This is a genomic window from Kitasatospora sp. A2-31 (assembly GCF_022288725.1).
Classification (GTDB): domain Bacteria; phylum Actinomycetota; class Actinomycetes; order Streptomycetales; family Streptomycetaceae; genus Kitasatospora.
Window position 1 is genome coordinate 50,974 of sequence record NZ_JAKNTA010000010.1, and the last position, 24,403, is coordinate 75,376.

Here is a 24,403-nt window from a genome sequence, read left to right on the forward strand (position 1 = left end):
CCGTGTCACGCATCAGGACCCTCGCCACGGGCATGGGACTGGTCGAGTCGCCTCGATGGCACCAGGGCCGCCTCTACGTGTCCGACTGGACCGCCGGTGAGGTGTGTGCGGTGGGCCTCGACGGCACGGTGGAGGTCGTCGCGTCGGTGGCGTCGCTCCCCCTGTGCACGGCCTGGTCCCCCGACGGCCGGATGACCATCGTGGACTCCGCCCGGTCACGGCTGCTGCGCCGCGAGCCGGACGGGACGCTCACCGTCCGGGCGGAACTCGGCGCGCTCGGTCACTGGTGGAACGACGTCGTCATCGACGGCCGCGGCAACACCTACGTCAACCGCATCGGGTTCGACATGCTCGCCGGCGAGCAGCCCGTGCCCGGCCACGTCACCCTCGTCACGCCGGACGGGACGGCCCGTGACGTCGCCGGTGGCCTCCTCTTCCCCAACGGCATGGCCGTCACGCCCGACGACTCGACCCTCGTCGTCGCCGACTCGTACGCCGGGCGTCTCGTCGCGTTCGACATCGGGCCGGACGGGAGCCTGTCCGAGGGCCGGCCGTGGGCGGAGCTCGGCGCCGACGCGCCCGACGGGATCTGCATCGACGCCGAGGGCGCGGTCTGGTACGCCACGGTGCCGGGCAGGCGCTGCGTGCGCGTCCGGCGGGGCGGCGAGGTGCTGGAGACCGTGGAGCTGGACCGGGGCGGGTTCTCCTGCACGCTCGGCGGCCCGGACGGCCGCACCCTGTTCGTCGCGGCCGCCGAGTGGCTCGGCCCCGGAGCGGAACCCGTTCGCCCCGGGAGCGGTCGCGTCCTCGCCGTCGAGGTGGGCGTCCCGGGCGCCGGGCGGCCGTGACCGGCGCAGCGGCCCGCCGCGGTCGGGGCCTGCTCCCGCCCCGCGGCGGGAACGGGGCCGGCGGATGCGTCAGGAGAGCTGCGGGATCACGGTCTTGACCTTGCCGGTGATCTCGGCGGGCAGGGGGACGTAGCCCTTCTGGCCGATGGCCTGCTGGGCCTCGTCGCTGATGGTGTAGGTCAGGAAGGACTTGAGCGCGGGCAGACTGGCGGGCTTGTTGCCCTTGTCGCAGACGATCTCGTAGGTGACCAGGACGATCGGGTAGGCGCCCTCCTCCTTGGTCGCGTAGTCGAGGTTCAGGGTGAGGTCGCTTCCGGTGCCGACGACCTGGGCCTTCGCGAAGGTGTTGGCGGCGTTGGCGGCGGTGGCGTCGACCGGCTGGGAGGCGCCGGTGGCGACGGCGGCGCTCTTGAGGTTGTTGGTCTGCGCGAACGAGAGCTCGACGTAGCCGATGGAGTTGTCGACCTGCTTGACCTGGGCGGCCACGCCGGCGCTGCCGTTGGCCGACTGGCCGCCCTTGCCGGCCCAGGTCTTGCTCGGCGGGTACGGCCAGGCGCCGCCTGACGTGGCGGCGAGGTAGGCGGTGAGGTTGGCGGTGGTGCCGGAGTCGTCCGAGCGGTGCAGTGCCTGGATCTCGGCGTCCGGCAGCTTGGCACCCGGGTTCAGGGCGGCGATCGCCGGGTCGTTCCACTTCGTGATCTGCGAGTCGAAGATCTTGGCGATGGTGGGACCGTCGAGGACGAGCCTGTCGACGCCCTCCACGTTGAAGACGATCGAGACCAGGCCCGCCACCATCGGCAGGTCGATGCCCTGGCCGCCGGTGCAGACCGCCTTGGTGGCGTCGACCTCCTCCGGCTTCAGCGCCGAGTCGGATCCGGCGAACGCCACCTTGCCCTGGATGAACTGCTGCACACCGGCGCCGGAACCGCCACCGCCGTAGTTGACGGTGATCGCCGGACAGGCGGCGCTGAAGGCGTTCTTCCAGATGTCCATGGCATTGGCCTGTGCGGTCGAGCCCGCGCCCAGCAGCTGCCCGGACCCGTCGCAGGCGATGGCGGCGGGTCCGCTGGAGGGGGGCCGGTTCGGTCGCGGTCTCGGCGCCGGACCCGCAGCCCGACCCCGCCAGCACGAGGACAGCCACGGTGGCGGCACGGACCGGGGTCCGGTGGCGGGGCGAGGCAGCCTGGGCAGGCATCGGGGTCTCCTGGACGACGATCAGCGGGTGACCCGGCCAATATCGGCCGCGGCACGGCGCTACCGCCCTGCGACATGCCGCGGACCGGACCGGGACCACGCCGACGGCGGTCCGGCGCAGCGGCCACGGATGGTCCAACCGGCCTTCATTCACCTGGAAGCAAGGTCGGGTTCACGGTCCGGTCAGGGGGCGGGCCCTGCCGCGCCGGTGCCGGGCGCCCCCGGACCACCCGGCGCCGGACCGGGCGCAGGCCTACGCCGGCGGCCGGCCGCCGCGAGGCGCACCTCGGCGCCGCTGCCGGTCGTCACCGCCGCAGGCCGGGGGTGCACTCCCCAGCTGTGCACATCATTTCTCCACAGATGTGCAAACGGGGTGAAGTTTATGAGTACTGACCTCTTGTCAGACCAATCATTCCTACCTACCGTCATGGTCAGGACTCCGGCCCCGTCGGGCCCGGTGGTTCCGCGACGGCCGCAACCCGCGCCGTCGCCGGACGCACGACAAGACCTGGAGGCGTCACATGCCCGCAGCCCTGCTCGAAGAGGTCCGCGACGCTGGCCCGCTCGCGATCGACGACGAGGCCATCGTGTTCGAGGACGACGACCGCGGCGACCACGACGCGACGGCCTGTCTGGCGGACCCGTGGGTGACCGCGACCACCCACTACGCCTGCGACTTCAACTCCTGACGGTGACCGAGTCCATCGCCGGCCGCAGCGGATGGTCCGACGAGACCTGGTCGTACCTGAACGATCCGCGGATGCCGGCGATGGACCACGGCTGGAAGCTCCACGTCTCGGCCCGGCCCGGCGAACTCGACGCCGTGATCGCCCTCGTCCTGCCGGTGCTGTCGCGCCACGTGTGCCACGCGAAGTGGGCCCGGAGTCCGGAGACCCTGCGCGAGATCAACTCCGGTGCGTCGAGTGCGGCTGTCGTCGGAAAGGCCGTCACGCTGTACCCGGCACCCGGTACCGTCGTCGCCCTGGCCGACGAACTCGTCGCCGTGCTGCGCGACCGGGAGGGTCCGCCGATCGTCAGCGACCGCCGGGTCGACCCGCACGCCCCCGTCTACTACCGCTACGGGCCCTTCACCGGCGACTACCGGACCGGCCGCAGCGGGCGGCTGGAGTCGGTCATGGTGGGCCCGGACGGCCGGGCCTTCGACGGCCTGGCCGGCGGTTCGTACCGGTGCCCGCCCTGGGCCGAGGACCCCTTCCGGAACCGGCCGGGGAACGCCGCCCGTCCTCCGCAGGGTCCCGCCGGACTCGGCGGCGGCCGCTACCGGGTCACCGGCGGCATCGCCCGCAAGCCGCAGGGCAACGTCTACCGCGCGGTCGACCGGACCACCGGGCTGGCGGTGGTCGTCAAGCAGGCGCGGGCCTTCGTGGCGGAGGACGAGTCCGGCGCCGACACCCGGGACCGGCTGCGCAACGAGCGGAAGGTCCTCGCCGCGCTCGACACCGTCCCCGGTGTGCCCCGTGCACTCGACTACTTCCGGCACCGCTCGGACGAGTACCTGGTGATCACCAGCTGCGGCGACCGGGACCTGCGGCGGGAGGTCCAGGAGAACGGCCCCTACCAGGGCGGCGGCGCCCGGCGGACGCGCACGCTCACCGATCTGGCCGCGCAGCTGCTCCGCGTCCTGGACGGCATCCACCGCCGGGGCGTGGTCTTCCGTGACCTCAAGCCCGACAACGTCGTGCTCGACGCCGCCGACCGGTGCCACGTGATCGACTACGGGATCAGCGCGCTGGACGGCAGCGGCCCGGACGGCTCCACCCCCGGCTACAGCGACCCGGTCCGCCGCCGCACCGGACCGGCCGAGCCCGCCGACGACTACTACGCCCTCGGCATGACCCTCTGCTTCGCCGCCACCGGCATGGATCCGGTGATCGTCGACACCGACACCGCCGTCAACCGGGACCGCACCCTCGCCGGTCTGTCCTGGGCCCTGCCCGGCGACGAACACCGGTGGATCCGGGCCGTCATCGGCGAGTTGACGAGCCTCGATCCGGCCGTGCGGACCGCGGGCGCCGACCGGCTCCGCACCGGAGCGGCCGCTGAAGCCGGGACGGCCGGAGCGGCCGGAGCGGCTGTTGAAGCCGGGACGGCCGGAACGACCCGCGCATCCCTGGCGTCGCGGGGGCCCGACCGGGTCCGGTTCGACGGCGGCCTGCTCGACGAGGTCATCGAGCACACGGCCGCGTTCTGCGTCGACGAGGCCCGCCGGATCGCCGACCGCGGGCTCACCGCCCGCGCGGCCGTCCCGACGCCGGTCGACGTCTACGGCGGAAGCTCCGGGCTCGGCCTGGAACTCCTCCACCACCTCCACCGGAGCGGGGTGCGCGAAGCCGTGGACGCCCTGGCGCGGTGGACCGCGGGCCAGTCCAGGACCCTCTCGCCGGGCTTCTACTCCGGCCGCACCGGCGTCGAGCTCTTCCTCGCCGAGGCCGGCGCGGCACCGGGGCCCGCCGACGCGGCCCCGGGAGATCACCCGGCGCTGCCCACCCGCGGGCCCGGCGGCGGGCCACCGGAAGCAGACCTGATCGAGGGCGTCGCCGGTATCGGCATCGGCCGCCTGCTGCTCGCCCGGCGCGCCGCCGCCCACGGCGACGGCCCGCGCGCCGACCGGCACCTCGCCGTCGCCGCCGCGTGCGACCGGATGCTGGCGTCCGGCGCCGCCCGCCTGACGCCCGCCGCCGACAGGACCGGCAACGCCGCGCTGAGCGAAGGCCTCGCCCACGGCGACGCGGGTGTCGCGTACTTCCTGGTGGAGTACGCGGCCACGACCGGCGACCCCGCCGCCGTCACCAGGGCCGAACGCGCCTGCGCCGGCCTCGCCGCCCTCACCCCGGGCATCGTCGCGGCCGCGACCCGCCCGGGAGCGACCCGCCGCTACGGCTCGTGGTGCCGGGGCCTGGCCGGGATCGGGGCGGTGCTCGTCCGGGCAGCCGACCGCCTCGGCGAACCGGAGTACCTCGCCCTCGCCCGGGAGGCGGCCCGCACCTGCGCCGCGCTGGCGCCGCGGATGCCGCTGGTCACCCAGTGCTGCGGCCTGTCCGGCGTCGGCGAGCTGATGGTGGACGTGGCCGGGGCGTCCGGTTCCGAGGAGTTCTGGGACGCCGCCGAGACCGTCGCCGCGATCATCCTGAGCCGCAGCGGCGGCACCGCCTCCCGCCCGGTGTTCCCCGACACCGGTCTGACCCGGCCGAGCGCCACCTGGGCCGGCGGCTCCGCCGGCGTGCTGGGCTTCCTCCGACGGCTGCACGACCGGGGCGGCGATCGCCTGGGCCTCATCGGCTGACCGGCACCGGCCGTCCGCGACCGCCGTCTCCACCGGCAACCGCCACGACGGACCGTGGGCGGACCGCCGGCCGCCCGGGACCTCCACTCCCCGACCACCGGCACCAGGACCGCACCACCTGCACCAGGACGCACGACGTTGATCATTTCCCGGGCGGCTCCTAGACTCCGCGGCCATGACGAAACACAGCCGCCCTACCGCGGCGCTGGTGTGGCTGGTCGTGGCGGCCGCGGTGTTCGGCGGGGCGTGGGTGACGACCGGCGCGTTCACCGGGTGCACGCTGCGGGATGCCCGCCTCGCCGACGACCTGGCCGCGGACCCGATCCTGAACGAGGCGCGGCCCGGGACCACCCGGACCGGCGACCTCTACTCCGGGTGCGACGAAGACGACGGTTTCGCCTACGCGGGCCGGGACTTCGACCACCCGGGCTCCCGGGAGGACGTCATCGCCTCCGTCCGGTCCACCGCGGCCGGGAGCGGCTGGCTGCCGGAGGAGCCCGAATCCCCGGCGAGCAGGTCGCTGTGCTTCACCCGCACCCGGGACGGCCTGACCGTCCACCTCTCGCTGTCCTTCGCCGACGCGCACGCCGCCGGCGGCGCCCTGCAGCCCGTGCCGGAGGGCGAGCACACCCTCGAACTCACCGCCAGTCACGACGGCGCCGCCTGGTGCTGACCTCGTCGTAGCGCCGCCGGGGCCGGCTCTCCCGGCCCGCGGCGGCACGCGACCACGGCGCGCCCGTCCCGGCTCCGCCCCGGCTGGGCGGGGACGTCGCCGCCGCCGTCGACCGGCCGCCGTCAGTCGGCCGTGACGCGCAGGTTGGCCAGGAGGGTCGCACCGTCCGGGGTGGTGGCGAGGACGCGACCGGAGCGGTGCCAGTGGGTGACGGCGTCGCCGTGGCGGCGGAGGCCGAGCGCCGGCGGGTGGGCGTTCGGGACGAACACGGTGGCGGTGGGCTCGGTACCCGGCCCGCTGCCGGTGTGGACCAGCACGCCGCTGCCGTCGGGGCCCGGCACGGCGAGCGCCCAATGGTCGCCGTCGGAGGTCGGGCCGTCTGGCGCGAAGCCGTCGACGACCGGGACGGGCCGGGTGACCGGGTGCTCGGCGGTCCAGCGCAGCTCGGTGCGGCCCTGCGGCCGACCGTCCGGTGACGCCCCGGCGCCCGGGGACGGCCCCGCACCGGCCGGCGGCCCCTCGCCCGCGACCGGGTGCACGGTGAGCAGGCCGCCGCACGCCAGCGCCGCCGACCGGCCGGGAATTCCGTCCAGTCGCAGCCGCGAGCGCAGCTCCCAGCCCGGCAGGTCCCAGCGCCAGAGCTCGACGAGCGCGGAGCCGTCGCGCACCGGCGAGAGCACCACGCCCGCGCACCCGGTGGCGGTGCGGGCGAGCCCGCCCACCTGCCGCTCACCGTCGCCGAGTTCGCGCCAGACCACGGTCGGCCGGGGTGCGAGCGTGTCCAGCACCGCGATGCCGTCCTGGTCCACCGTGATCAGGTGGCGGCCGTCGAAGGAACGCACGATCTGCCGCGCGCGCAGCGTCGTCCAGGGGCGGACGGACCGGGTGGCGAGGTTGAGCCGGGAGATCTCCCGGACCTGGCCGTAGCCGGCCACCAGGAGCACGGCGCCGCCGTGGTCGGCCGGCACCAGCTGGTCGGCGGGCACGTCCCAGCGGGCCTTGGTGCGGCCGTCGGGGGCGAGCAGCCGGACACCGGCCTGCCCGCAGGCGACCAGGACGGCGCCGGAGCCGAGCAGGACGGCGTCCAGCACCGGCAGCGTCCCGGGCCGGTCCGCCGCGACATGGGCGTGGACGGTGGGGCCGGTCGCCGGGCGGGCGGCCGGACGCGGCTTCGCCAGGTCGGCGGCGACCAGCGGATCGGCCCGCTTCAGCAGCCGCTGGTACCGGGCCTGCACGTCGGGCTCGCCGAGGGTGCCGCCGAAACCGCCGTCGCGGACGACCGCGCGGGCCGCGGCGGTGGCGAGTTCGCGGTCCGCGGCCGGATCGGCGGCCGGCAGCTGCGCCAGTGCGGCCGCCAGCGCCGAGCGGCCGGTGGCGACGCCGTCCCCGTTGCCGTCGAGGACGGCGACGGCGAGGGCCCGGGTGGCCTCCCCCGCGCCCAGCGCGAGCAGGTACGGCAGGGCGCGGCCGCGGGTCGGCCCACCGAGGGCGACCGCATCGCGCAGGTCGGCGGCGGCCGCGGGGCGCAGGGCCTCCTCCGGCCAGAGGGCCTCGACGGCGCCCAGGTGGTCGCCGGCCTCCCGGCAGTGGGCGGCCCAGGCCCGGCGCAGCTCGCGGGCGGCGGCCGGGTCGTCGGCGGCGAGGCGCCCGACGGCCGCGGCGAAGGCGGCCCGGCGGTGGGCGATGCGCAGGGCCCGCTCGCGCTCGCCGGCCCGCCACCAGAGCCGGATCACGAGGTCGGCGGCGAGGTCGCGGCCCTCGGCCAGCTCGGCGGCCTGGCCGCTGCGGCCGTGCCGGTCCAGCAGGGCGACCGCCTCGGCCGGGGCGTTCAGCAGGTCGGCGAGGACGTACGCCGCCTCGTCGATCCGGCCGGCGTGCTCCAACTCCTCGGCGGCGCGCCGGTAGAGAGCGGCGAGGTGCTGGTGGACGGTGGGCCCGGAGAGCGGTGAGGCACCGCCGGCGGTGCCGACCCGCGGAGTGGGGCGGAGGGCGCCGGTGTGGCGGCGGGGCAGGCCGAGCGCGAGCCACGGCCGGTGCTCGGCCTGCCCGTCTCCGGCCAGCCGGACCGCGTCCCGCAGGGCCGCCTCCCACCGGCGCTGCTCGAACGCCCGGGTCAGCTCGCGCAGGTAGCGGGCGTGGCGGTCGCGGATCAGCGCGCCGGCCGGGCTGCGCAGCGCCAGGCGGGCCAGCAGCCCGCGGAGCAGCGGGCCCCGGGGACGGCGGCGCCGGGCGGCCCCGGCCGCCGTGGACCCGGTGGCCGCCGAGGCGGACCCGGTAGCCGCCGAACCGGCAGCCGCCGCGGGCCCGGTCGCCGAAGCGTCGCCGGCCGCGGTCCCCGCACCGGCGGTGCGGCGGCCGCCGGAGGCGCCGGCCAGGACCATCGCGAGCACGACCAACCCGAGTCCCGGGTACGGGCTGTCCTCCCCGGTCAGCCGGCGGTAGAGGACGATGAGCAGTCCGGGGACCACCACAGCACCGAGCAGCACCCTGGCGACGAGACGGATCGGTCCGGCGGGCCGCGTCCGGCGGGCTCGCCCGCCCGGGGAGGGCCGGTGGAGCCGCCGTCCGGCCCACGACGGCTGCCCGAGCCGCACGGCGAACCGCCGGCGGAGTCCGCCCGGCCGGCGGCCGTCGTTCCCCTCGCCCTCGGTGAGCCACCGGGCGCGTTCGCTCCGCGGCCCGATGCCGGCCGCCGCCCGCAGGTCCGGCCGGGGTCGCTGCGGCAGGTCCTCCCGGACGGGCACGGCCTCCGGTTCGGCAGGGCCGACCGGCCGGGGGCGGTGGAGGGTGAGGCCCGCGGGATCGAGCCAACCGGAGGGGTCCAGCTCGGCCAGGGCGGACAGCCGGTGCACGACCGTCACCCCACCTGCGGAGACGGCGAGTCGGCCCGCGGCGGCGGCCGCCGGGTCGGCGCCCACGGCGGCCAGGGCACCGCCGTCCGTCCGCACCACGGGCAGGCCGGGTGCCCGGTCGGCGCGGGCCTCGACCGGGTCGACGAGGGTGAGCAGCCAGCGGCCGTCCGGCAGCGCGTGCAGCGCGGCACCCTCCTGCCAGTCGGCGAGGACGCGCTCGGCGGCCTCGGCCGTGCCGATCACCGGCGTGTCGAGGACGAAGCCGGCGGCGGTGACGGTGGCGCGGAACTCCGCGCCCGGGGTGGCGCTCATTCCGCGCTCCAGAACTGGAAGTCGATCCGGCCGGTGTTGGCGTCGCCGATCAGGATCAGGCCGGCCTCCTTCTCCACGGCGATCAGCGGCTCGCTGGGGTGCACGGCGACCGGTCCCAGGCCGCCGGAGAAGCGGCTCAGCGTCCGGACGCCGTCGGCGCGGACGCTGCGCACCGTCCGCCCGTCCCGGCTGCAGGTGATGAGGGCGGGCTGACGCCCGCTCACCAGGCCGATCACGTCGGCCTGCTCCTGGAAGGAGATCCTGGACTCCTCCCCCAGCTGGTCCATCACGTGCCACGACCGCCCGTCGTCCGACCAGGCCTGCGCGCCATTGCCGTGCAGGAAGTGGCGCGAGCCGACGGCCTGGGGAAGCGGCATGAGCATGGTGAACAGCCGCGGTTCGCGGAACGGGTTGAACTGCTCCCGGTCATGGGTGCCCCGGCCGGCCTCGCCGTCGGGGGTGGCGGTGCCGTCCGGTGCGATCCGCCACCAGCGGCCGGACAGCGGCAGCAGCAGGTCGTCGCCCTCGCGCAGCAGCGGCAGGACCGGACGGGCGAAGTGCTCCGCCACCGCGTCGGGGTCGGTGTCGAGGTCGGCGAGGTCGACGGTGTAGCCGCCGGGCTCGCCGAAGGGTCGGCCGACGACGTGCGGGACCAGCCGGTCGCCCCGGACCTGGAGGGCGACCAGGCGCCGGGCGATGCGCCCGGCGGCGAGCACCGGCCCGGCCAGGTCGTGGCGGCGCGCGCGGACGCCGACCGTCCGGCGGCCGTCCGCGTGCGGCAGGTTGACGGCGAGCAGGGTGCTGGGCTCCGCGCCGCGGGCGATCAGGGTGCGGGCGCCGTTGGGGAAGGCGGGCAGTGCTCGGTCAGCCGCCGCCCGAGGGCGGCCGCGCCGCCCGGCGGCGGGCCCGGGTCGCCGGAACTCCGCGCCGCGCAGTGCGCGGACGGCGATGTCCCCCGCGGGCAGGGGGAGTTCGGCCGTACCGCCGGCGAGCCGAACGAGGACGCGGTCGGCGCCGTCAGCGGTCCACCGGGCGGGTTCGGCGGTCAGTGTCCGGGGGTGGGCGGGGAGCCGGTCGGCGAGCCGCGGCGAGGTGAGCAGCCAGGCCTGGTCGGCGTCGTCCAGCGCGGCCCGGGCCCGTTGCACGTCCTCGGGGGTCGGGTCGGCCGACCGGCGGGCGGCGAGCCAGGTCGGCAGCAGCTCGGCGAGCCCGCCGGTCAGCCAGCGGCCGGAGGGGTCGCCGAGGACGCCGACGACCAGTTCGGTGCCGCGCGCGGCGGCGCGGCGGTGCAGGACGAGGAGCGCGGCGAGCTGGACCAGGCGCCCGGCGCCGGCCTGGGTGGGGCCGGCGTCGACCAGGGCGGCGATCCGGCCGCGGCCTGCCGGGCTTCGGAACTCGGTTGCCAGGTGGAGCAGTTCGCCGTCGGCGAGGCGGCGGAGGAACTCGTCCGGGAACTCGTCGGCGAGCAGCCACTCGGAGGGCAGGAGCTGGTCCGGCCGGCCGGTGCGGGCCAGGCCGCCGACGCCGTCCGGCTCGCCGATCGTGTCGACGACCGACTCGTGGTCGCCGACGAGGCGGTCCAGGCGCAGCAGCAACGGGCCGAGGGCCACGGCCAGTTCGGGGCTGACCGCGGACAGGGCGGCGGCCCACGGCGCGAGGGCGGCGGGCAGGCGGCTGCTCGTCATCGGCGGACGCTCCGCGGTGCGGCGGCCCGAGCCGCAGTCGCCGCCGGGCCGGACGCGCTCCCGGCCGCGGACGCGGCGGGGCCGGCCAGGGCGTCGAGCGCGTCCGGCGAGGTGAGCGGCGGGGGCGGGTCGGCGACGAGGGCCCGGCCGGGGACGAGGGCGCAGAGCCGCCCCTCCGCCGCCCCCAGGGCCCGGCGCCAGAGCACGGCGGCCGGCCCGGGACGGGCGGTGGTGGGGACCAGCAGTCCGGCGTCGCGGCCGAGGTAGCGGGCACCGTCGGCCCACGGGAGGTCGGCCTCCGGGCCGAGGACCAGCAGGGCACGGTCGGCGGCGGGCAGGCTCGGGTCGTCGTCGACGAGCACGCCGAGCCGGGCGCCGGCGCGCAGCCGCTCCCGGGCGGCGGCGGCCAGGGCGGGCACGGCGTCACCGAGCGCGAGGACGGCGGCCGCGGGCAGCGGGGGCTCCCGGCGTTCCCAGCGGAGCGCGAACGCCGGCGGCCGGGTGCCGGGGCCGGGCCCGGAGTCGTACGGGCCGGCCGGGCGCGGCGGCTGAGCGGTGGTCACGAGGGCGTGACCGCCGCGACCAGGTCGGCGCGTATCCCCGCCAGGGCGGCGGGGAGGTCCGCCGGGTCGAAGCCGGCGTCGATCTCCCGCAGCGCCGCCTCCAGCCGCAGCCGGGAGTCACGCCCGGCGGGGAGGCCGCGGTGCTCGGCGAGCAGCGCACTGCCGGCCCGGGCCAGCCGCTCGGCACGCGCGGCCGTGCTGCGGGAAAGCTCCTCGGCGGCGTGCGCCAGACTGCGGTTGGCGGCCTTCTCCACCAGGTCGGCCAGGGTGTCGCGGGCCAGCGCCTGGGTGTCGGCGGTGGGCGCGATCAGCGGCAGCACCCACAGGTCGCGCGCGGAGGCGGCGGTCCGGCCGTCCAGCACGGCGGCGGCCGCGACCAGGCGCTGGGAGCGCACCGCCCGCCGGTCGCTGAGCGGCACGCCGGCGCTGCGCAGGCGGCGCAACGCGGTGCCGAGCAGCGGGGTGACGTCGTCGAGGTCGCAGGTGCGGGCGGCGGTGGCGAGCCGGTCGACCGCACCGAGCAGGCCGCCCGGAGCGGCCGGGGCGGCCGCCGGACGGCGGCCGGCCTCCAGCAGTTCCTCCAGCCGGGCGTCGGCCACCGGCTCGACGAAGACCCGGGCCAGGAAGCGGTCGGCGAAGGCGGCCAGGGCCGGGTCCTCCGGCAACCGGTTGGCGGCTCCCACGCAGACCCGCAGCGGGCTGTCGAGGACGGTGCGGCCGCGGCGGAAGACCCGTTCGTTCAGCAGTCCGAGCAGGGTGTTGAGCACTGCGGTGGAGCCGAGGAACACCTCGTCGAGGAAGGCGATCTCCGCCTCGGGCAGCATCCCGGCGGTCTCGAACTCGACCCGGCCCTCGCGCAGACCGCGCAGGTCCACGGGGCCGAAGAGCTCGTTCGGCTCGGTGAAGCGGCCGAGCAGGTACTCGAAGTACCGCCCGCCGAGCTGACCGGCGATCCGGCGCACGGCCTCGGACTTGGCGGTGCCGGGCGCGCCCACGACCAGCAGGTGCTCCCCGGCGACCGCGCAGAGCGTGACCACCTCGGCCACCGTCTCGCGGTCGACCAGTCCACGGCCGGCGGCGGTCACGGCGGCGCCGACCAGCTCGGCGTCGGCGGCCACGGCGGCCACGGCCGCAGCGGCGGCCGCGTTGGCCGGAGACGGCCACGTCGCTGCGCCTGCCGCGGTCTCCGCGGTCTCCGCGGGGGGAACGGTGGTCGAATCGGCGTTCGTCTCGGTCACGAGCACCGGAGTCTACGGGCCGCCGATCCGCACCCACCAACGGGTTTCGGTTCGCGGCCGGGGTGGCGCGTCGGCCGGCCGGCTCGGCACTCGGCACGGGCGTCGATCCCGGGCCGGAGGCCCTGAGCAGGCCCCCGCCGGTACGCCGGGCTGCCGACCCCGCCGACCCGCCGCCGCCCGGACGGCGGGTCGGCGCCGCGCCGTCGGCGAACCGGGGTAGGAATGACAGCCGGGGGCGGAACACGGCAACGGCAAGGACAGGCGCACGGTGGACCAGCACATCGCCGCACGACTCCACGCACTCCGAAGCGAGTTGGCTCCGAACGGCGACCAGCCGGCGCTGGTCCGGGCCGTCGCCTCGGGCGAGGCCCCGCTCGGCGCGCTCGCCGAACTCGCCGCCCAGCAGCAGCGGATCATCGTCTCCGACCGCCGCAGCCTGCTGCTACTCGCCACCCGGTGCGCCGACCGGCCGCTCGGCGCCTGGTTCGCCGGCCTCGCCGACGGCGAGAGCGCGGCCCTGCGCACCCTGCCGGCGCTCGCCGCCGCCTGCGGGCTGGGCCCGGACGAGACCGCCGCCCGTCCACCACTGCCCGGCTGCCAGGCCTACCCCGCCTACCTGGCCTGGCTCGCGCTCAACGGCCGACCGGCCGCCGTCGTGGTCGCGATGGTCGCCAACTTCACCGCCTGGGGCGGCTACTGCGCCGCCGTCGCCGACGGGCTCCGCCGCCACTACGGCTTCTCCGACGAGGCCTGCGCCTTCTTCGACTTCTTCGCCCGGCCGGCCGACGCCCTGGAGGAGCAGGCCGCGGACGCCCTCGCCCCGGAATCCCCGGGCGGCAACGACTTCGCCACCGCCCGCGAGTACGGCACCCTCCTGCAGGCGTACGAGCAGCTGTTCTGGGAGTCACTGGCCGCCGCCCGGACCGTCACCGGCCGGGCCGCCCGCCCCGGCCGCTGAACCCCGGGCGCCGGAGCCTCACGAACCCGTGACGACCTGCTCCAGGAGCCCGTGCAGGACGCGCTGGTCCTCGGCGGTGAGGGTGGACAGCGGGGAGTCCAGGGCGAGGAGTCCGAGAAGACGTTCCCGCAGTGCGGCGCCCTCGGCCGTGAGGACGAGGTGCTTGGCGCGCCGGTCGGTGGGGTGCGGACGGCGCTCGACCAGGCGCTGCTTCTCCAGCCTGTCGACCACGAAGGTGGCGTTGGAGGGCTCGCAGCACATCCGCTCGGCGAGCTCCCGCATGGTCATCGGCCCGCTCATCTCCCGCAGTGCGGTCGCCTGGGCCGAGGTGAGGCCCAGGGTGGCGGCACGCTCCCGGACGTGCTCGGCGATCCGCTGGGCCAGCCCGTTCACCAGCCCGCACAGCTGTCGCTCGGCGATGGCCTGTGACTCCGGGGACGTCGGCATGCCGCCAGTCTAGCAACTCCATCAAGCCAGCATATTTCTAGCTTGAATGATTCAAGCTTGATGATTATGGTGGCCGCCGTGGCCGTGAAGAGCGCGGCGCCGTGCCGCCGGCGGCGCACAAGGGGAGAGGACTCATGACCGACGTGACGGTGAACCAGAACGAGCGACTGCGCCGACCTGCGGGAATCCGCTCGATACGGCTGGGCGACACCAAGGTGTCGTACGTACCGGACGGCGACGTGCGGCTCCGGCCGCTCGACCTGCTCCAGGACACCAGCGAGGAGGTCTGGGCGGCGCACCCGGAGTACCTGGACGCCACCGGCCACCTCGTGGGAAGCATCGGCAGCCTGCTGGTGGAGCACGGCGACCGGGCGCTGCTGATCGACGCGGGCTTCGGCCCGCAGACGCTGGAGATGCCGGAAGGCCCGGTCGGTGTGATCCACGGCGGTGCGCTCCCGCACAGCCTGGCCGAGCTCGGCCGGAGCCCCGAGGACATCGAGGCGGTGGCCTTCACCCACCTCCACGTCGATCACCTTGGCTGGGCCTGCCATCCCGCACCCGGCGGTGACCGGCCCGTGTTCACCCGCGCCGAGTACCTGATCTCCGAGTCGGAGTGGGAGCGGCGGGACATCCTGGAGGAGCAGGGCATGACCGAGCAGGTCGCCGCCCTCGCCCCGCGCGTTCGTACGATCGCCGACGGGCAGGAGATCTTCCCCGGCGTGCGCGTGCGGATCACCCCCGGCCACACCGTAGGGCACGCCGAGTACGTCATCACCGGGGGTGGACGCCGCCTGATCGCCTTCGGCGACGCCGTGCACTCGCCCCTCCAGATCGACCACCCCGCGTGGTCCGCGGCCTTCGACCACGACCGGGCCCGGACCGCCGACCACCGCCGCCGCCTCGTCGCCGAGCTGGCGGAGCCCGACACGATCGGCTTCGGCGTCCACTTCGCCGACGTGGTGTTCGGACGCGTACAGCAGGACGCGGACGGGCCCGCCTGGCGACCCGTGGACGCCTGAGCGGCGGGTGGACCTCGTCGACCGGGCGACGGCGTCCCAGCCGATCGCCCGGTCCGGCGGGGCTACGGGTCGGTCGGCCCGAGGCGGCGCGGCGTCCGCCGGACAGGGCCTCCCGCGGCGCGTCCGGCCGGGTCCGCCCCGCTCCGCACCCGGCGTTGCGTACGGTCGGTGACGTCGCGGCCGACCTCCGGCCGCCGGGCCGGGCGCCCCACCGCCGAAGGAGACCCGCTGCCGTGCAACGCAAGTGGTGGACACTCATCGCCGTCTCGGTCGCGACCTTCATGCTGCTGCTCGACATCACCGTGGTCAACGTCGCCCTGCCGTCGATCCGGGAGGACCTCGGCGCGAGCTTCACCGACCTCCAGTGGGTGTTCGACGCCTACGCGCTCTCCCTCGCCGCCCTGGTGCTGACGGCCGGTTCGCTGGCCGACCGGCTCGGCCGGCGCCGGTCCTTCGCCGCCGGCCTGGTCATCTTCTCCGGCGCGTCGCTGCTCTGCGCACTGGCGCCGAACCCGGTGTTCCTCAACGTCTCCCGCGCGATCCAGGGCGTCGGCGGCGCGGTGATGTTCGCCGTCTCCCTCGCCCTGGTCGCGCAGGAGTTCCCGCCCGGGCGCGAGCGCGGCACCGCGATGGGCATCTACGGGGCGACGATCGGCGTGGCCGTGGCGGTGGGCCCGCTGGTCGGCGGGGCGCTCACCGACTCGCTCGGCTGGGAGTGGATCTTCTACCTCAACCTGCCGATCGGCGCGGCGGCGCTGGTCGTCACCGCCCTCAGGGTGAACGAGAGCCGCGATCCCGCCGCCACCCGGATCGACTGGGCCGGGGTCGCCTCCTTCAGCTGCGCACTCTTCCTGCTCGTACTGGCCCTGGTGCGCGGCAACGCCGAGGGCTGGGGCAGCGCCCTGATCGTCTCGCTGTTCGTGGGCGCGGTCGTTCTGCTGGGCGTCTTCGTGGTGGTCGAACGCCGCGTCCCCGAGCCGATGCTGCCGCTCGGGCTGTTCCGCCGGCACGCTTTCACCGGGGTGCAGCTGGCCGCGTTCGCCGTCTCCAGTTCGCTCTTCGCGCTCTTCCTCTATCTGACGCTCTACCTGCAGAACTACCTGGGGCTCTCGCCGTTCGCGGCCGGTGTGCGGTACCTGCCGATCACGGCGCTGAGCTTCGTCGTGGCGCCCGTCGCCGGCCTCATGCTCTCCCGGGTGCAGGCCCGGCTGATGCTCTGCGCAGGTCTCGTCGCCGTCGGCGCGGGCATGCTGCTGATGGGCGACATCCAACCCGACGACTCGTGGACCGGCCTGCTGGCGGGCTTCCTGGTCGCCGGCGCGGGCGTCGGCCTGATCAACCCGGTGATCGCCGACGTCGCGGTGAGCGTGGTGCCCAAGGAGAACAGCGGCATGGCGGCCGGCATCAACGACACCTTCCGGCAGGTCGGGATCGCGGTCGGCATCGCCGTCTGGGGGGCGATCTTCGTCGGCCGGGGCGCCGACAGGGTCCGCGAGCTGACGGCGGGTACGCCGCTCGCCGAGGGCGCCCGTCCGCGGGAGCTGATCGAGGCCACCTCCTCGGGCAGCCTGCCGCAGGCGCTCGCCGCCCTGCCCGAACCCGCCCGGGACGCCGCGCAGGCCGCCGCCCGGGCCGGGTTCCTGGACGGTCTCAACGTCGTGCTGCTGCTCGGCGGCCTGGTGAGCCTGGTCGGCGCGGCGCTCGCGCTCTGGCTCGTCCGGGAGGACGAGATCGACCGGGAGGCGGCGATCGACGGACAGCCGGCGGTCGAGGGGCGGCCGGCGTAGGCGCGGACGCACCCCCCGCGCCGCACCGGCCGCCCCGCCGACGCACCGGCCGCCCCGCCGACGCGCGCACTCAGCCCTGGTACTGCGCCACGATCTTGGTGAACTCGTACGGGGACTGCGCGACGCCGCTGCAGGCATCCGCGTCCGTGCCGGAGCCGCAGGCGCGGTCGCGGTTGACCGCCCAGAACGCGAACCGGGCCAGGTGGTGCTGCTGCGCGTAGCCGAGGATGGTGCGGAAGTCGGCCGTGGTGACCGTCTCGCCGGCCTCGTCCGTCCTGCCGTTCATGGAGGAGACGCCGATGTGCCGGTAGGCGGCGTCGTCGCTGTAGCCGTAGGCGCTCTTCACCGCGGCCTTCAGGCCGTTGAGGGCGCTGACCGTGGCCTGGCCCATGCTCCCGCTGTGACCGCCGAAGTCGAACGGCATGACCACCCAGCCGTCGTTCGCCAGACCGGCCGCGGCGCCGCGCTTGATCAGGTCCTTGCCGTTGGCGTCCGGGCCGGTCGGGGTGGTGCCCAGGGTGACGTAGGTGACGATGCCCGGGTTCCTGCTCTTGACGATCTTCAGGGCGTCGACCACCCGCTGGCGGACCGTCGCGTCGGCGAACTCGGTGTTCTCGATGTCGATGTCCAGCGCCCTGAGCTTGTAGGCGTCGATCACCTTCTGGTAGGCGCCGGCCAGCGCGCTCGCGCTGGAGCACTTCTCACCGAGCTTGTTGCCGCTCCAGCCGCCGACGGACACCATGACGTCCCCGCCGGCGGCCCGGATCGACGCGATGGCGGCCGCGTCGGAGCCGCCGGTCAGCGGCCGGCTGCCGTCCCACTTCGGGTTGCAGCCGCCGTCGGAGAGGATGAACGCGAGGGTGAACCACTTCACCCCGGTCGCCTTCATCACGTCGGTGGGCTTCTGCGGGTTGCCCCAGCCGAGGTACTCGTAGGGCGCGGCGGCCATCCCGGGCACGGCGGCCGCGGCGGCGGGGGCGGGGAGGGCCGCCGCCTGGACCGGTGCGGCCAGCAGGGCGGCCGGACCGAGGACTGCGGCCAGCAGCGGGGTGGCGAGGCGGGCTACGACAGACGTGCGCATGTCAACTCACTTTCGCCGATCCGCCACGCGGTGACGGCGGATCAGGGGAGACGGGACGGTACCGCGGTGGACGGCGGCGGCCACCCCGGACGCCTACAGAATCGGGGCCACGGGCCGCACGGTCAATGACTTTCGTTAGGAAAGTTTCCCAATCTTCCCATCCGGCACGACTCCTCCACTCCCCCGGGGCGTCAACGGACCCCACCCCGGGTGCGACAGCTACCGGTGAATCCGCCGCCGCACCCCATGTCAGCCGCCCCGGGCTGAATTCCGGCACTCGCACAGAAGACTGATCTGTCGTCAGGCGGTGACAACTTCGCCACCCGCGGCTCGACGCGCCGCCCCCGCGCCGGCAGCACCCGGTGCGGGCTGCACCGTCTCGGACACCGCGACCGTCGGCGACGCCCAGGCCGACCCCGTCCCGGCCGACAACACCGCCACGGCGACCACCACCGTGAACAACGCCCACGGTTGCACGATCATCGCACCGCCAACGCGGACACCCTCGCCGGCACCGGCGGCGCCGACACCCTGATCGGCGGCCCCGGCTTCGACAGCTGCACCTCCACCGCCGGCGACACCCTCATCAGCTGCCCGTAGCGGCGGCGGAGCACCACCCCGGCGCAGCACAGCGCGGCTGCCCCTCCCCCGGCCCGGGGAGGGGCAGCCGCGCTCGGTCCACCGGGGCCGCCCGGTCCGCCCGGTCCGCCCGGTCCGCCCGGTTCCCGGGGACGGCTCAGTTCGCCAGGGCGCTGCGCCGTTCGAAGACCTCGGGGCGGGCGATGTCCAGCGCGGTCGCGACGGCGCCGAGCAGGACGACCTCCTCGCCCAACTCGCTCGGGGCCAGCCTGGGCCGCAGCGGGGTGAGGCGGTGCAGGGCCCGCTCCAGCGGCTCCAGCAGGAGGTCCGCGCTGTTGCCGATGCCGCCGCCGAGGACGACCAGGTCCGGGTCCAGGACGGCCGACAGGACCGCGACCGCGTAGGCGAGCTGTTCGGCGGCCCGCTGCACGGCCCCGGCGGCGCGCGGGTCGCCGCCGCGGGCGGCATCGAAGACCTGCTTGGCCGTCAGCGGGCCGCCCATCCCGAGTTCCAGCGCGGTGCGGACCACCGCGTCGGCCGCGGCCGTCTGTTCGAGGGTGCCGCCCGGTTCGCCGTCCGGCCGGGCGGGCAGCGGGACGAGGCCGACCTCGCCCGCCGCGCCGTGGGCGCCGGAGAGCAGTTCGCCGTCCTTGACCACGCCGACGCCGAGGCCGGTGCCGACCAGCAGGTAGGCGAACATCCGGCTGCCCCGGCCGGCGCCCAGGGTGAACTCGCCGTGCGCGGCGAGGTTGGCGTCGTTGCCGACGGTGATCTCCGTCTCCAGACCGGCCGCGATCCGGTCGAACAGCCCGCGTCTGCCCCAGCCCGGCAGGTTGGTGGCGTAGCGGACGCCGCGCCGCTGCTCGTCCCAGACCCCGGGGGTGCCGATTACGGCGTGGACGATCTCACGGGCGGCCAGGCCCGCTTCGGCGGTGGTCTCCCGGGCGGCGGCGACCACGGCGTCGGCGACGGCGTTGGCCGAGCGGCCCTTGTTGGGGACGTCCCGGCGGGCGACGATCCGCCCGGTGAGGTCGGCGACCGCCACCCGCAGCCGGGCCCGGCCGATGTCGACCCCGAGCACGTGGCCGGCGGCCGGATCCGGCTCGTAGAGCACGGCCGTGCGCCCGCGCTCGGGGACGAACCGGCCCGCCTCGCGGACCAGCCCGGCCTGCTCCAGTGCGGCCAGCGCGGCGGAGACGGTGGGCTTGGAGAGCCCGGTGTCCCGGGCGAGCTGGGCGCGCGAGGACGGACCGCCGGTGCGCAGCAGTTCGAGCAGCAACCACTCGTTGTTGCTGCGCAGCCGCTGCCGGTTCCACGGCTGCGCCGGTGACGCGCCCGGCGGAACTGCGGTCGGCAGGTGGCGGCTCATCGGGTGTCCTCCGGTCTCGGGCGCTGTGCGGGGCGCCCCCGTCGGCGCCCGCCCTGGGCACCGCCCAGTATGACCGCTTGTCAACCTGGCAGGCGGGTGCGATGGCCCGGGGTGACCGGCCCGCCGCCGTCAGCCGTCAGCCGTCAGCCGTCAGGCAACCCAGGAGCCGGTGAGGTGCTGGACGGCCGAGCCGTCGAGGTCGGCGAGCTTGGTGCCGACGAAGGCGCGGGCGCGGTCGGAGGTCTGGACGCGGAACGGCGGGCGCTCGGTGGTGAGGGCCTCGACGATCGGCTCGGCGGCCTCCTGCGGGGTCTGCGCCTGACCGAAGGCGGCCAGGGTGCGGTCGACGTAGGCCTTGAGGGCGGGGGCGTACGGGCCGGCCGCTTCGAGCAGCGCAGGCAGGTCGATGCCCTGGTTGCCGATGAACTCGCTGGACACCGCGCCCGGTTCGACGACGGCGACGTGGACGCCGACGCTCGCGGCGACCGGGGCGAGCGACTCCATGAATCCCTCGACGGCGAACTTGGCCGCGCAGTAGGCCTCGTTGAAGGGCTGGCCGATGACGCCGCCGACGCTGGTGACGGTGATCAGCCGGCCGCCGCTCGCCCGCAGGTGGGGCAGCGCCGCCCGGGTCACGTCGACCACGCCGAAGAAGTTGACCTCCATCGTGGCGCGGACCGGGTCGAGGCCGTCCTGCTCGACGGTGCCGACGTAGCCGGCGCCGGCGTTGTTGACGACGGCGTCGAGCCGGCCGTAGCGGGCCACCACCGCGTCCAGGCACTCGGCGACGGAGGCGGCGTCGGTGACGTCCAGCCGGGCGACCTCCACCCGCTCGGCGACGCCGGCCTCGGCGGCCGCCGCGCGCAGGGCGCCGGCTCGGCCGGTGTCGCGCATGGTGGCGATGACGTGGTGGCCGGCGCGGGCGGCGGCCACGGCGGCCGCGAGGCCGATGCCGGAGGAGGTGCCGGTGATCAGGACGACACGGGTGGTGGCCATGGGGGCTCCCGAGGGATGCGAGGGGTTGCGTGTGTGCACACACACCATGTGCGTGCACACACACCATAGGCAATGCGTGCACGCACACGCAAACAGGTAGAGTGCTCGGCATGGCGCGCACCGATCTCACCCTGGGCGAGCTGAGCACCCGCGACCACGCGTTCTACGGCCTGGTCTGGGCGGGCACCACGCTCAGCGCCCTGGTCGACCAGGCCCTCACCAGGGCGCACGACCTCCCGCTGTCCTGGTTCGAGGTGATGCTCTGGTTGAACGGCCAGGACGAACCGGTGGCCGCCTCCGACCTCGGCGCCAAGACGCTGCTCAGCCGCAGCCAGGTCTCCCGGGTGGTCGACGCTCTCCGGGCCCGCGGCCTGGTCGAGCGCGCCCCCTCCCCCGTCGACGCCCGCTCGGTGCGGATCGCCCTCACCGCGGACGGCCGCCGGGCTTTCGCCGAGGCCGACGCCACCCGGCGCGCCGCCCTCGCCGAGGTGTTCGACGACCGGCTCGACGAGGCCGACATCGCCGCCCTGGAGACCGTCTGGGCCAAGCTCAAGCAGCCTCGCCCCCAGGAGGGACCGGCCGCCAGGGGCTGAACCCGCCCACGACCGCCCCACCCATTCGTACCCGTGCCCGCGCCCGCGCCCGCTCTCCAGCGCCGGCCACCTGCCGGCCGCCCTGATCGCCACCGGACGGCCCACCGAACTGCTGCGGATCCCCACCGGTCCGCCGCTCGGCACCGGGCTCGGCGGCTACGAGCAGACGGCCGTCGACCTGCACGTCGGTGAGACGCTCCTGATGTACACCGACGGGCTGGTGGAGCGGCGCGACGAGGACATCGACGTCTCCCTCGAACGCCTCGCGGCGCTCCGGCTCCCCGCGGAGGGCGAGCTGGACGATCTGCTCGACGCCGTCCTGCACGCCCTCGCCCCGACGGGCCCGTCCGCGCCGGGCGCCGAGGACGACATCGCCGTCCTCGCCGCCCGCCCACGCCCCCGCCCGGAGGGCGCACCCCTACGAGGCGCCCTCCGCTGACCGCCCGGCCCCGGGACGGATCGCCCGGGGCCGACGTCGGTGCCACCGCTCCGACGGGGTGCCGACCAGCGGGCCTCCGGATGGGCCTCAGGCCGCCCGGCGGCGTATCCACCAGACCGCCCCGGCGCAGGAGGCGATCCCCACCGCTGCCATCCAGCCCGACTCGACAAGCTGGAACGGCCAGTAGCGCTCGCCCGGCTGGTACACCTGGTGCACCGAGTAGCCGCCGTCCCGAACCAACCGCTCCAGCTCATCGAACCCGTGGCCGAGTCGGTAGAACTCGTCATCCGTGAGGCGGCGGCCGGACGGGTCGGCGAACCACGCGCTCCCGATCCAGCGCTGGTCCGCGGCCGGCTCCAGCAAGGAGTGCGCGACCCCCTCCACCGGAGGCAGGTAGTGGAACCGCAGCGCCTCCCCGGCGTAGGAGGCCACCAGCGAGACCACCAGGCCGACCCCGACCGAGACCACCGTCCGTCGCAGCACGGCGCCCGCCAGCGCCGCGACCCCGAACGCGAGCAGCGACCGGCCGACCAGTGAGGGCGCGCTCTGCGCGAAGACGGCCGGGCTGAACCGGCCCCACTGCCGCTCGGCAGGCTCGCTCCACCAGGCCAGCAGCAGACCGAGCAACGCCGCCCCGATCCCCAGCAGCCCACCGCCCAGAGCCAGTCCGGCCGCCGTCCAGCGGGCCCGGCCGGCCCCCTGGGTCCAGGCGAACCGGAACGTGCCGTGCTCGAAGTCGCGCGCCAGCAGGGGCCCGCCGGTGAAGGCGCCGAGCGCGCCACCAAGGAGTGGCAGCAGCGCCGCACCCACCCGGATCGGCGTACCGTACTCGCGCAGGAAGGCCTTCCAGGCCCGGGCGCAGGCCTCGGCACCCGGGTCGCAGCTCGCGGCTCCGGAGTCCTCGAAGCCCGTGCGGACGTACCACCCGGTGGCCACCAGCAGCACGGCCGTACCGGTGAGCACCCCCAGCAGGGTCAGTAGGGCGGAGCGGTGGCGCAGCCAGGACGCCTGAAGGACGCCCGCCCGGTACGCGGCGGAGGAAGGGGAGGAAGCGGCGGCAACAGCGCTCACGACTGCAGCACCCTCTCGGATCGACGGACGGCCCCGCTGGGGCCGGGGAGTGCGGATGCGGCGGGTTCGCGCAGGTAGGAGAGCACCAGCTCCTCCAGACCGACACGCTGCTGGCGCCAGCTGCCGCCGACCGGGGCGTCCGCGCCGCCGGTGCGCACCAACAGGTGCGACTGGACGCCGGCCCGCCGGTCGCGGACGACCGGGAGTGCGGCGGCGACCGCGTCGGCCTCGGCGGTGGGGCCGGTGAGCATCCGGTGGCCGGCCAGCAGGTCGTCCACCTCGCCGCTGACCTGGACCCGGCCGCCGACCAGCACCACCAGGTAGTCGCAGGTCTGCTCCAGCTCGGCGACGGCGTGCGAGGAGAACAGCACCGACAGGCCGTCCTCGGCGACGGCGGTCAGCAGCACGGCCATGAAGTCGTGCCGGGCCAGCGGGTCGAGAGCGGCCAACGGTTCGTCCAGCAGCAGGAGTTCCGGACGCTTGGCGAGAGCCAGGGAGAGCGAGACCTGGGCCTGCTGACCGCCGGAGAGGCGGCCGTAGCGGCTGTCCAGCGGGATGCCGAGGCCGTCCAGATGGGTACGGGCACGGGCCTCGTCCCAGCGGCGGTTCAAGCCACGGCCGATCCGCAGCAACTCACTTACGGTGAGGCCGGGGTAGAGCGCAGCATTCTGCGCGACGAAGCCGATCCGGTCCAACGCCCCAGGAGATCCGGGAAGTTCACCGCCCAGCACCCTCAGTCTCCCCTCGGACGGGGCGGTCAGCCCGGCGGCCAGGTTGAGCAGCGTCGACTTGCCGGCGCCGTTCGGGCCCACCAGCGCCACCACGCGCCCGGACGGGACGGCCAGATGGCAGTCCCGCAGCGCCCATGAGCGACGGTAGCGCTTGCCCAGCCCGCCACAGTCGATCACCGTGTCCGGCGCCCTCACGCCACCACCCCGTCGTCCCCGCTCCGCAGGTCGCGCAGTGCGTCCTCGAACACCGCGGCCATCCCCTCCTCGTCCAGCCCGGCCCCCCGCGCGGTGCGCATCCAGTCGAGCAATCCGCTTCGCAGCGCGGCCCGTTCGCGCAGTGGCACGACGCCCGCGGGCAGACCGCGAACGAACGTGCCCTGACCACGCCGGCCGACGGCGATCCCTCGGTGTTCGAGCTCGCGGTACGCCTTGAGCACGGTGTTGGGGTTGATCGCCAGCCCCGCGACCACCTCGCGCACCCGGGGCAGCTGGTCCCCTTCCTTCAACCACGCGAGCCGGAGAGCCTGTTCGACCTGCTGCACCAGTTGCAGGTAGGTCGGAACACCGGAGGCCGGATCCAGACGGAACTCGATGGGGCAGGATTCCTGCTCTGGTTTATCTACTTCCATAGTTAATGAGTGAAGTAGGTGTGTGACTGATCGTC

21 protein-coding genes and 1 pseudogene are annotated in these 24,403 nt (G+C 75.6%); 10 read left to right on the forward strand and 12 right to left on the reverse strand.

Features of this window, described 5'->3' with window-relative positions:
- Positions 1 to 2 precede the first annotated feature (2 nt).
- Positions 3 to 848, forward strand: coding sequence for an SMP-30/gluconolactonase/LRE family protein (locus MCM47_RS26040; protein ID WP_238864132.1), 846 nt, complete (start codon positions 3 to 5; stop codon positions 846 to 848).
- 69 nt (positions 849 to 917) lie between these two features.
- Here MCM47_RS26040 and pstS read toward each other — a convergent pair whose 3' ends face one another.
- Complete coding sequence (pstS, locus tag MCM47_RS26045) at positions 918 to 1,841, reverse strand: phosphate ABC transporter substrate-binding protein PstS (RefSeq protein WP_238864133.1); 924 nt, start codon at positions 1,839 to 1,841, stop codon at positions 918 to 920.
- Between the two features lie 722 nt (positions 1,842 to 2,563).
- On the opposite strand from pstS, the gene MCM47_RS26050 reads away from it, so the two are divergent.
- From MCM47_RS26050 to MCM47_RS26060, 3 genes are all read left to right on the forward strand, one after another.
- Positions 2,564 to 2,731 (forward strand): SflA family class IV lanthipeptide, encoded by a 168-nt coding sequence (locus MCM47_RS26050; protein WP_238864134.1) that lies wholly within the window; start codon positions 2,564 to 2,566, stop codon positions 2,729 to 2,731.
- Between the two features lie 2 nt (positions 2,732 to 2,733).
- A complete protein-coding gene (gene lanL / locus MCM47_RS26055; protein ID WP_238864135.1) occupies positions 2,734 to 5,346 on the forward strand; it encodes a class IV lanthionine synthetase LanL in 2,613 nt (870 codons plus the stop codon).
- Positions 5,347 to 5,521: 175 nt separating this feature from the next.
- The gene (locus MCM47_RS26060) at positions 5,522 to 6,019 is read left to right on the forward strand and encodes a hypothetical protein (RefSeq protein WP_238864136.1); all 498 of its coding nucleotides are present in this window, start codon (positions 5,522 to 5,524) and stop codon (positions 6,017 to 6,019) included.
- Positions 6,020 to 6,141: 122 nt separating this feature from the next.
- On the opposite strand, the gene MCM47_RS26065 is transcribed toward MCM47_RS26060, so the two are convergent.
- Genes MCM47_RS26065 through MCM47_RS26080 form a run of 4 tightly spaced genes read right to left on the reverse strand, consistent with a single transcriptional unit; the run spans position 6,142 to position 12,669 of the window.
- The gene (locus MCM47_RS26065; protein ID WP_238864137.1) at positions 6,142 to 9,183 is read right to left on the reverse strand and encodes a bpX6 domain-containing protein; all 3,042 of its coding nucleotides are present in this window, start codon (positions 9,181 to 9,183) and stop codon (positions 6,142 to 6,144) included.
- The gene (locus tag MCM47_RS26070; protein ID WP_238864138.1) at positions 9,180 to 10,868 is read right to left on the reverse strand and encodes a hypothetical protein; all 1,689 of its coding nucleotides are present in this window, start codon (positions 10,866 to 10,868) and stop codon (positions 9,180 to 9,182) included. Before MCM47_RS26070 ends, MCM47_RS26065 begins: the two co-directional genes overlap by 4 nt.
- Complete coding sequence (locus MCM47_RS26075; protein WP_238864139.1) at positions 10,865 to 11,431, reverse strand: hypothetical protein; 567 nt, start codon at positions 11,429 to 11,431, stop codon at positions 10,865 to 10,867. Before MCM47_RS26075 ends, MCM47_RS26070 begins: the two co-directional genes overlap by 4 nt.
- A complete protein-coding gene (locus MCM47_RS26080) occupies positions 11,428 to 12,669 on the reverse strand; it encodes an AAA family ATPase (RefSeq protein ID WP_238864140.1) in 1,242 nt (413 codons plus the stop codon). Before MCM47_RS26080 ends, MCM47_RS26075 begins: the two co-directional genes overlap by 4 nt.
- Positions 12,670 to 12,937: 268 nt before the next feature.
- On the opposite strand from MCM47_RS26080, the gene MCM47_RS26085 reads away from it, so the two are divergent.
- On the forward strand, positions 12,938 to 13,627 hold the full coding sequence (locus MCM47_RS26085) for a transcriptional regulator (protein WP_238864141.1): 690 nt from the start codon (positions 12,938 to 12,940) through the stop codon (positions 13,625 to 13,627).
- Positions 13,628 to 13,645: 18 nt separating this feature from the next.
- Here MCM47_RS26085 and MCM47_RS26090 read toward each other — a convergent pair whose 3' ends face one another.
- On the reverse strand, positions 13,646 to 14,074 hold the full coding sequence (locus MCM47_RS26090) for a MarR family winged helix-turn-helix transcriptional regulator (RefSeq protein WP_238864142.1): 429 nt from the start codon (positions 14,072 to 14,074) through the stop codon (positions 13,646 to 13,648).
- Positions 14,075 to 14,208: 134 nt separating this feature from the next.
- On the opposite strand from MCM47_RS26090, the gene MCM47_RS26095 reads away from it, so the two are divergent.
- Both MCM47_RS26095 and MCM47_RS26100 read left to right on the forward strand, forming a co-directional pair.
- On the forward strand, positions 14,209 to 15,093 hold the full coding sequence (locus tag MCM47_RS26095) for an MBL fold metallo-hydrolase (protein WP_238864143.1): 885 nt from the start codon (positions 14,209 to 14,211) through the stop codon (positions 15,091 to 15,093).
- 233 nt (positions 15,094 to 15,326) lie between these two features.
- On the forward strand, positions 15,327 to 16,880 hold the full coding sequence (locus MCM47_RS26100) for an MFS transporter (RefSeq protein ID WP_238864144.1): 1,554 nt from the start codon (positions 15,327 to 15,329) through the stop codon (positions 16,878 to 16,880).
- 70 nt (positions 16,881 to 16,950) lie between these two features.
- Here MCM47_RS26100 and MCM47_RS26105 read toward each other — a convergent pair whose 3' ends face one another.
- A complete protein-coding gene (locus MCM47_RS26105; protein WP_238864145.1) occupies positions 16,951 to 17,961 on the reverse strand; it encodes a chitinase in 1,011 nt (336 codons plus the stop codon).
- Positions 17,962 to 18,432: 471 nt separating this feature from the next.
- On the opposite strand from MCM47_RS26105, the gene MCM47_RS41885 reads away from it, so the two are divergent.
- Entirely contained in the window at positions 18,433 to 18,561 is a 129-nt protein-coding gene (locus tag MCM47_RS41885) for a hypothetical protein (RefSeq protein WP_255752816.1), read from the forward strand.
- A gap of 136 nt (positions 18,562 to 18,697) precedes the next feature.
- Here the strand turns inward: MCM47_RS41885 and MCM47_RS26110 are convergent, their stop codons facing one another.
- Complete coding sequence (locus MCM47_RS26110) at positions 18,698 to 19,909, reverse strand: ROK family transcriptional regulator (RefSeq protein ID WP_238864146.1); 1,212 nt, start codon at positions 19,907 to 19,909, stop codon at positions 18,698 to 18,700.
- Between the two features lie 150 nt (positions 19,910 to 20,059).
- Positions 20,060 to 20,905, reverse strand: coding sequence for an SDR family oxidoreductase (locus tag MCM47_RS26115; RefSeq protein ID WP_238864147.1), 846 nt, complete (start codon positions 20,903 to 20,905; stop codon positions 20,060 to 20,062).
- A gap of 110 nt (positions 20,906 to 21,015) precedes the next feature.
- On the opposite strand from MCM47_RS26115, the gene MCM47_RS26120 reads away from it, so the two are divergent.
- Positions 21,016 to 21,498, forward strand: a complete 483-nt coding sequence (locus tag MCM47_RS26120) for a MarR family winged helix-turn-helix transcriptional regulator (RefSeq protein ID WP_238864148.1) — start codon at positions 21,016 to 21,018, stop codon at positions 21,496 to 21,498.
- Positions 21,499 to 21,562: 64 nt separating this feature from the next.
- Positions 21,563 to 21,937: pseudogene (locus tag MCM47_RS26125) on the forward strand (SpoIIE family protein phosphatase); the annotation flags it as partial.
- An 87-nt stretch (positions 21,938 to 22,024) separates the two neighbouring features.
- Here the strand turns inward: MCM47_RS26125 and MCM47_RS26130 are convergent.
- Genes MCM47_RS26130 through MCM47_RS26140 form a run of 3 tightly spaced genes read right to left on the reverse strand, consistent with a single transcriptional unit; the run spans position 22,025 to position 24,368 of the window.
- Positions 22,025 to 23,008 carry a hypothetical protein gene (locus MCM47_RS26130; RefSeq protein WP_238864149.1) on the reverse strand — a complete coding sequence of 328 codons (984 nt, stop codon included), beginning with the start codon at positions 23,006 to 23,008 and terminating at the stop codon, positions 22,025 to 22,027.
- Positions 23,005 to 23,934: an ATP-binding cassette domain-containing protein gene (locus MCM47_RS26135; RefSeq protein WP_238864150.1), complete on the reverse strand. Its 930-nt coding sequence runs from the start codon at positions 23,932 to 23,934 to the stop codon at positions 23,005 to 23,007. The genes MCM47_RS26130 and MCM47_RS26135 overlap by 4 nt, the downstream gene beginning before the upstream one ends.
- Positions 23,931 to 24,368: a GntR family transcriptional regulator gene (locus MCM47_RS26140; protein ID WP_238864151.1), complete on the reverse strand. Its 438-nt coding sequence runs from the start codon at positions 24,366 to 24,368 to the stop codon at positions 23,931 to 23,933. The genes MCM47_RS26135 and MCM47_RS26140 overlap by 4 nt, the downstream gene beginning before the upstream one ends.
- Between the last annotated feature and the right edge of the window lie 35 nt (positions 24,369 to 24,403).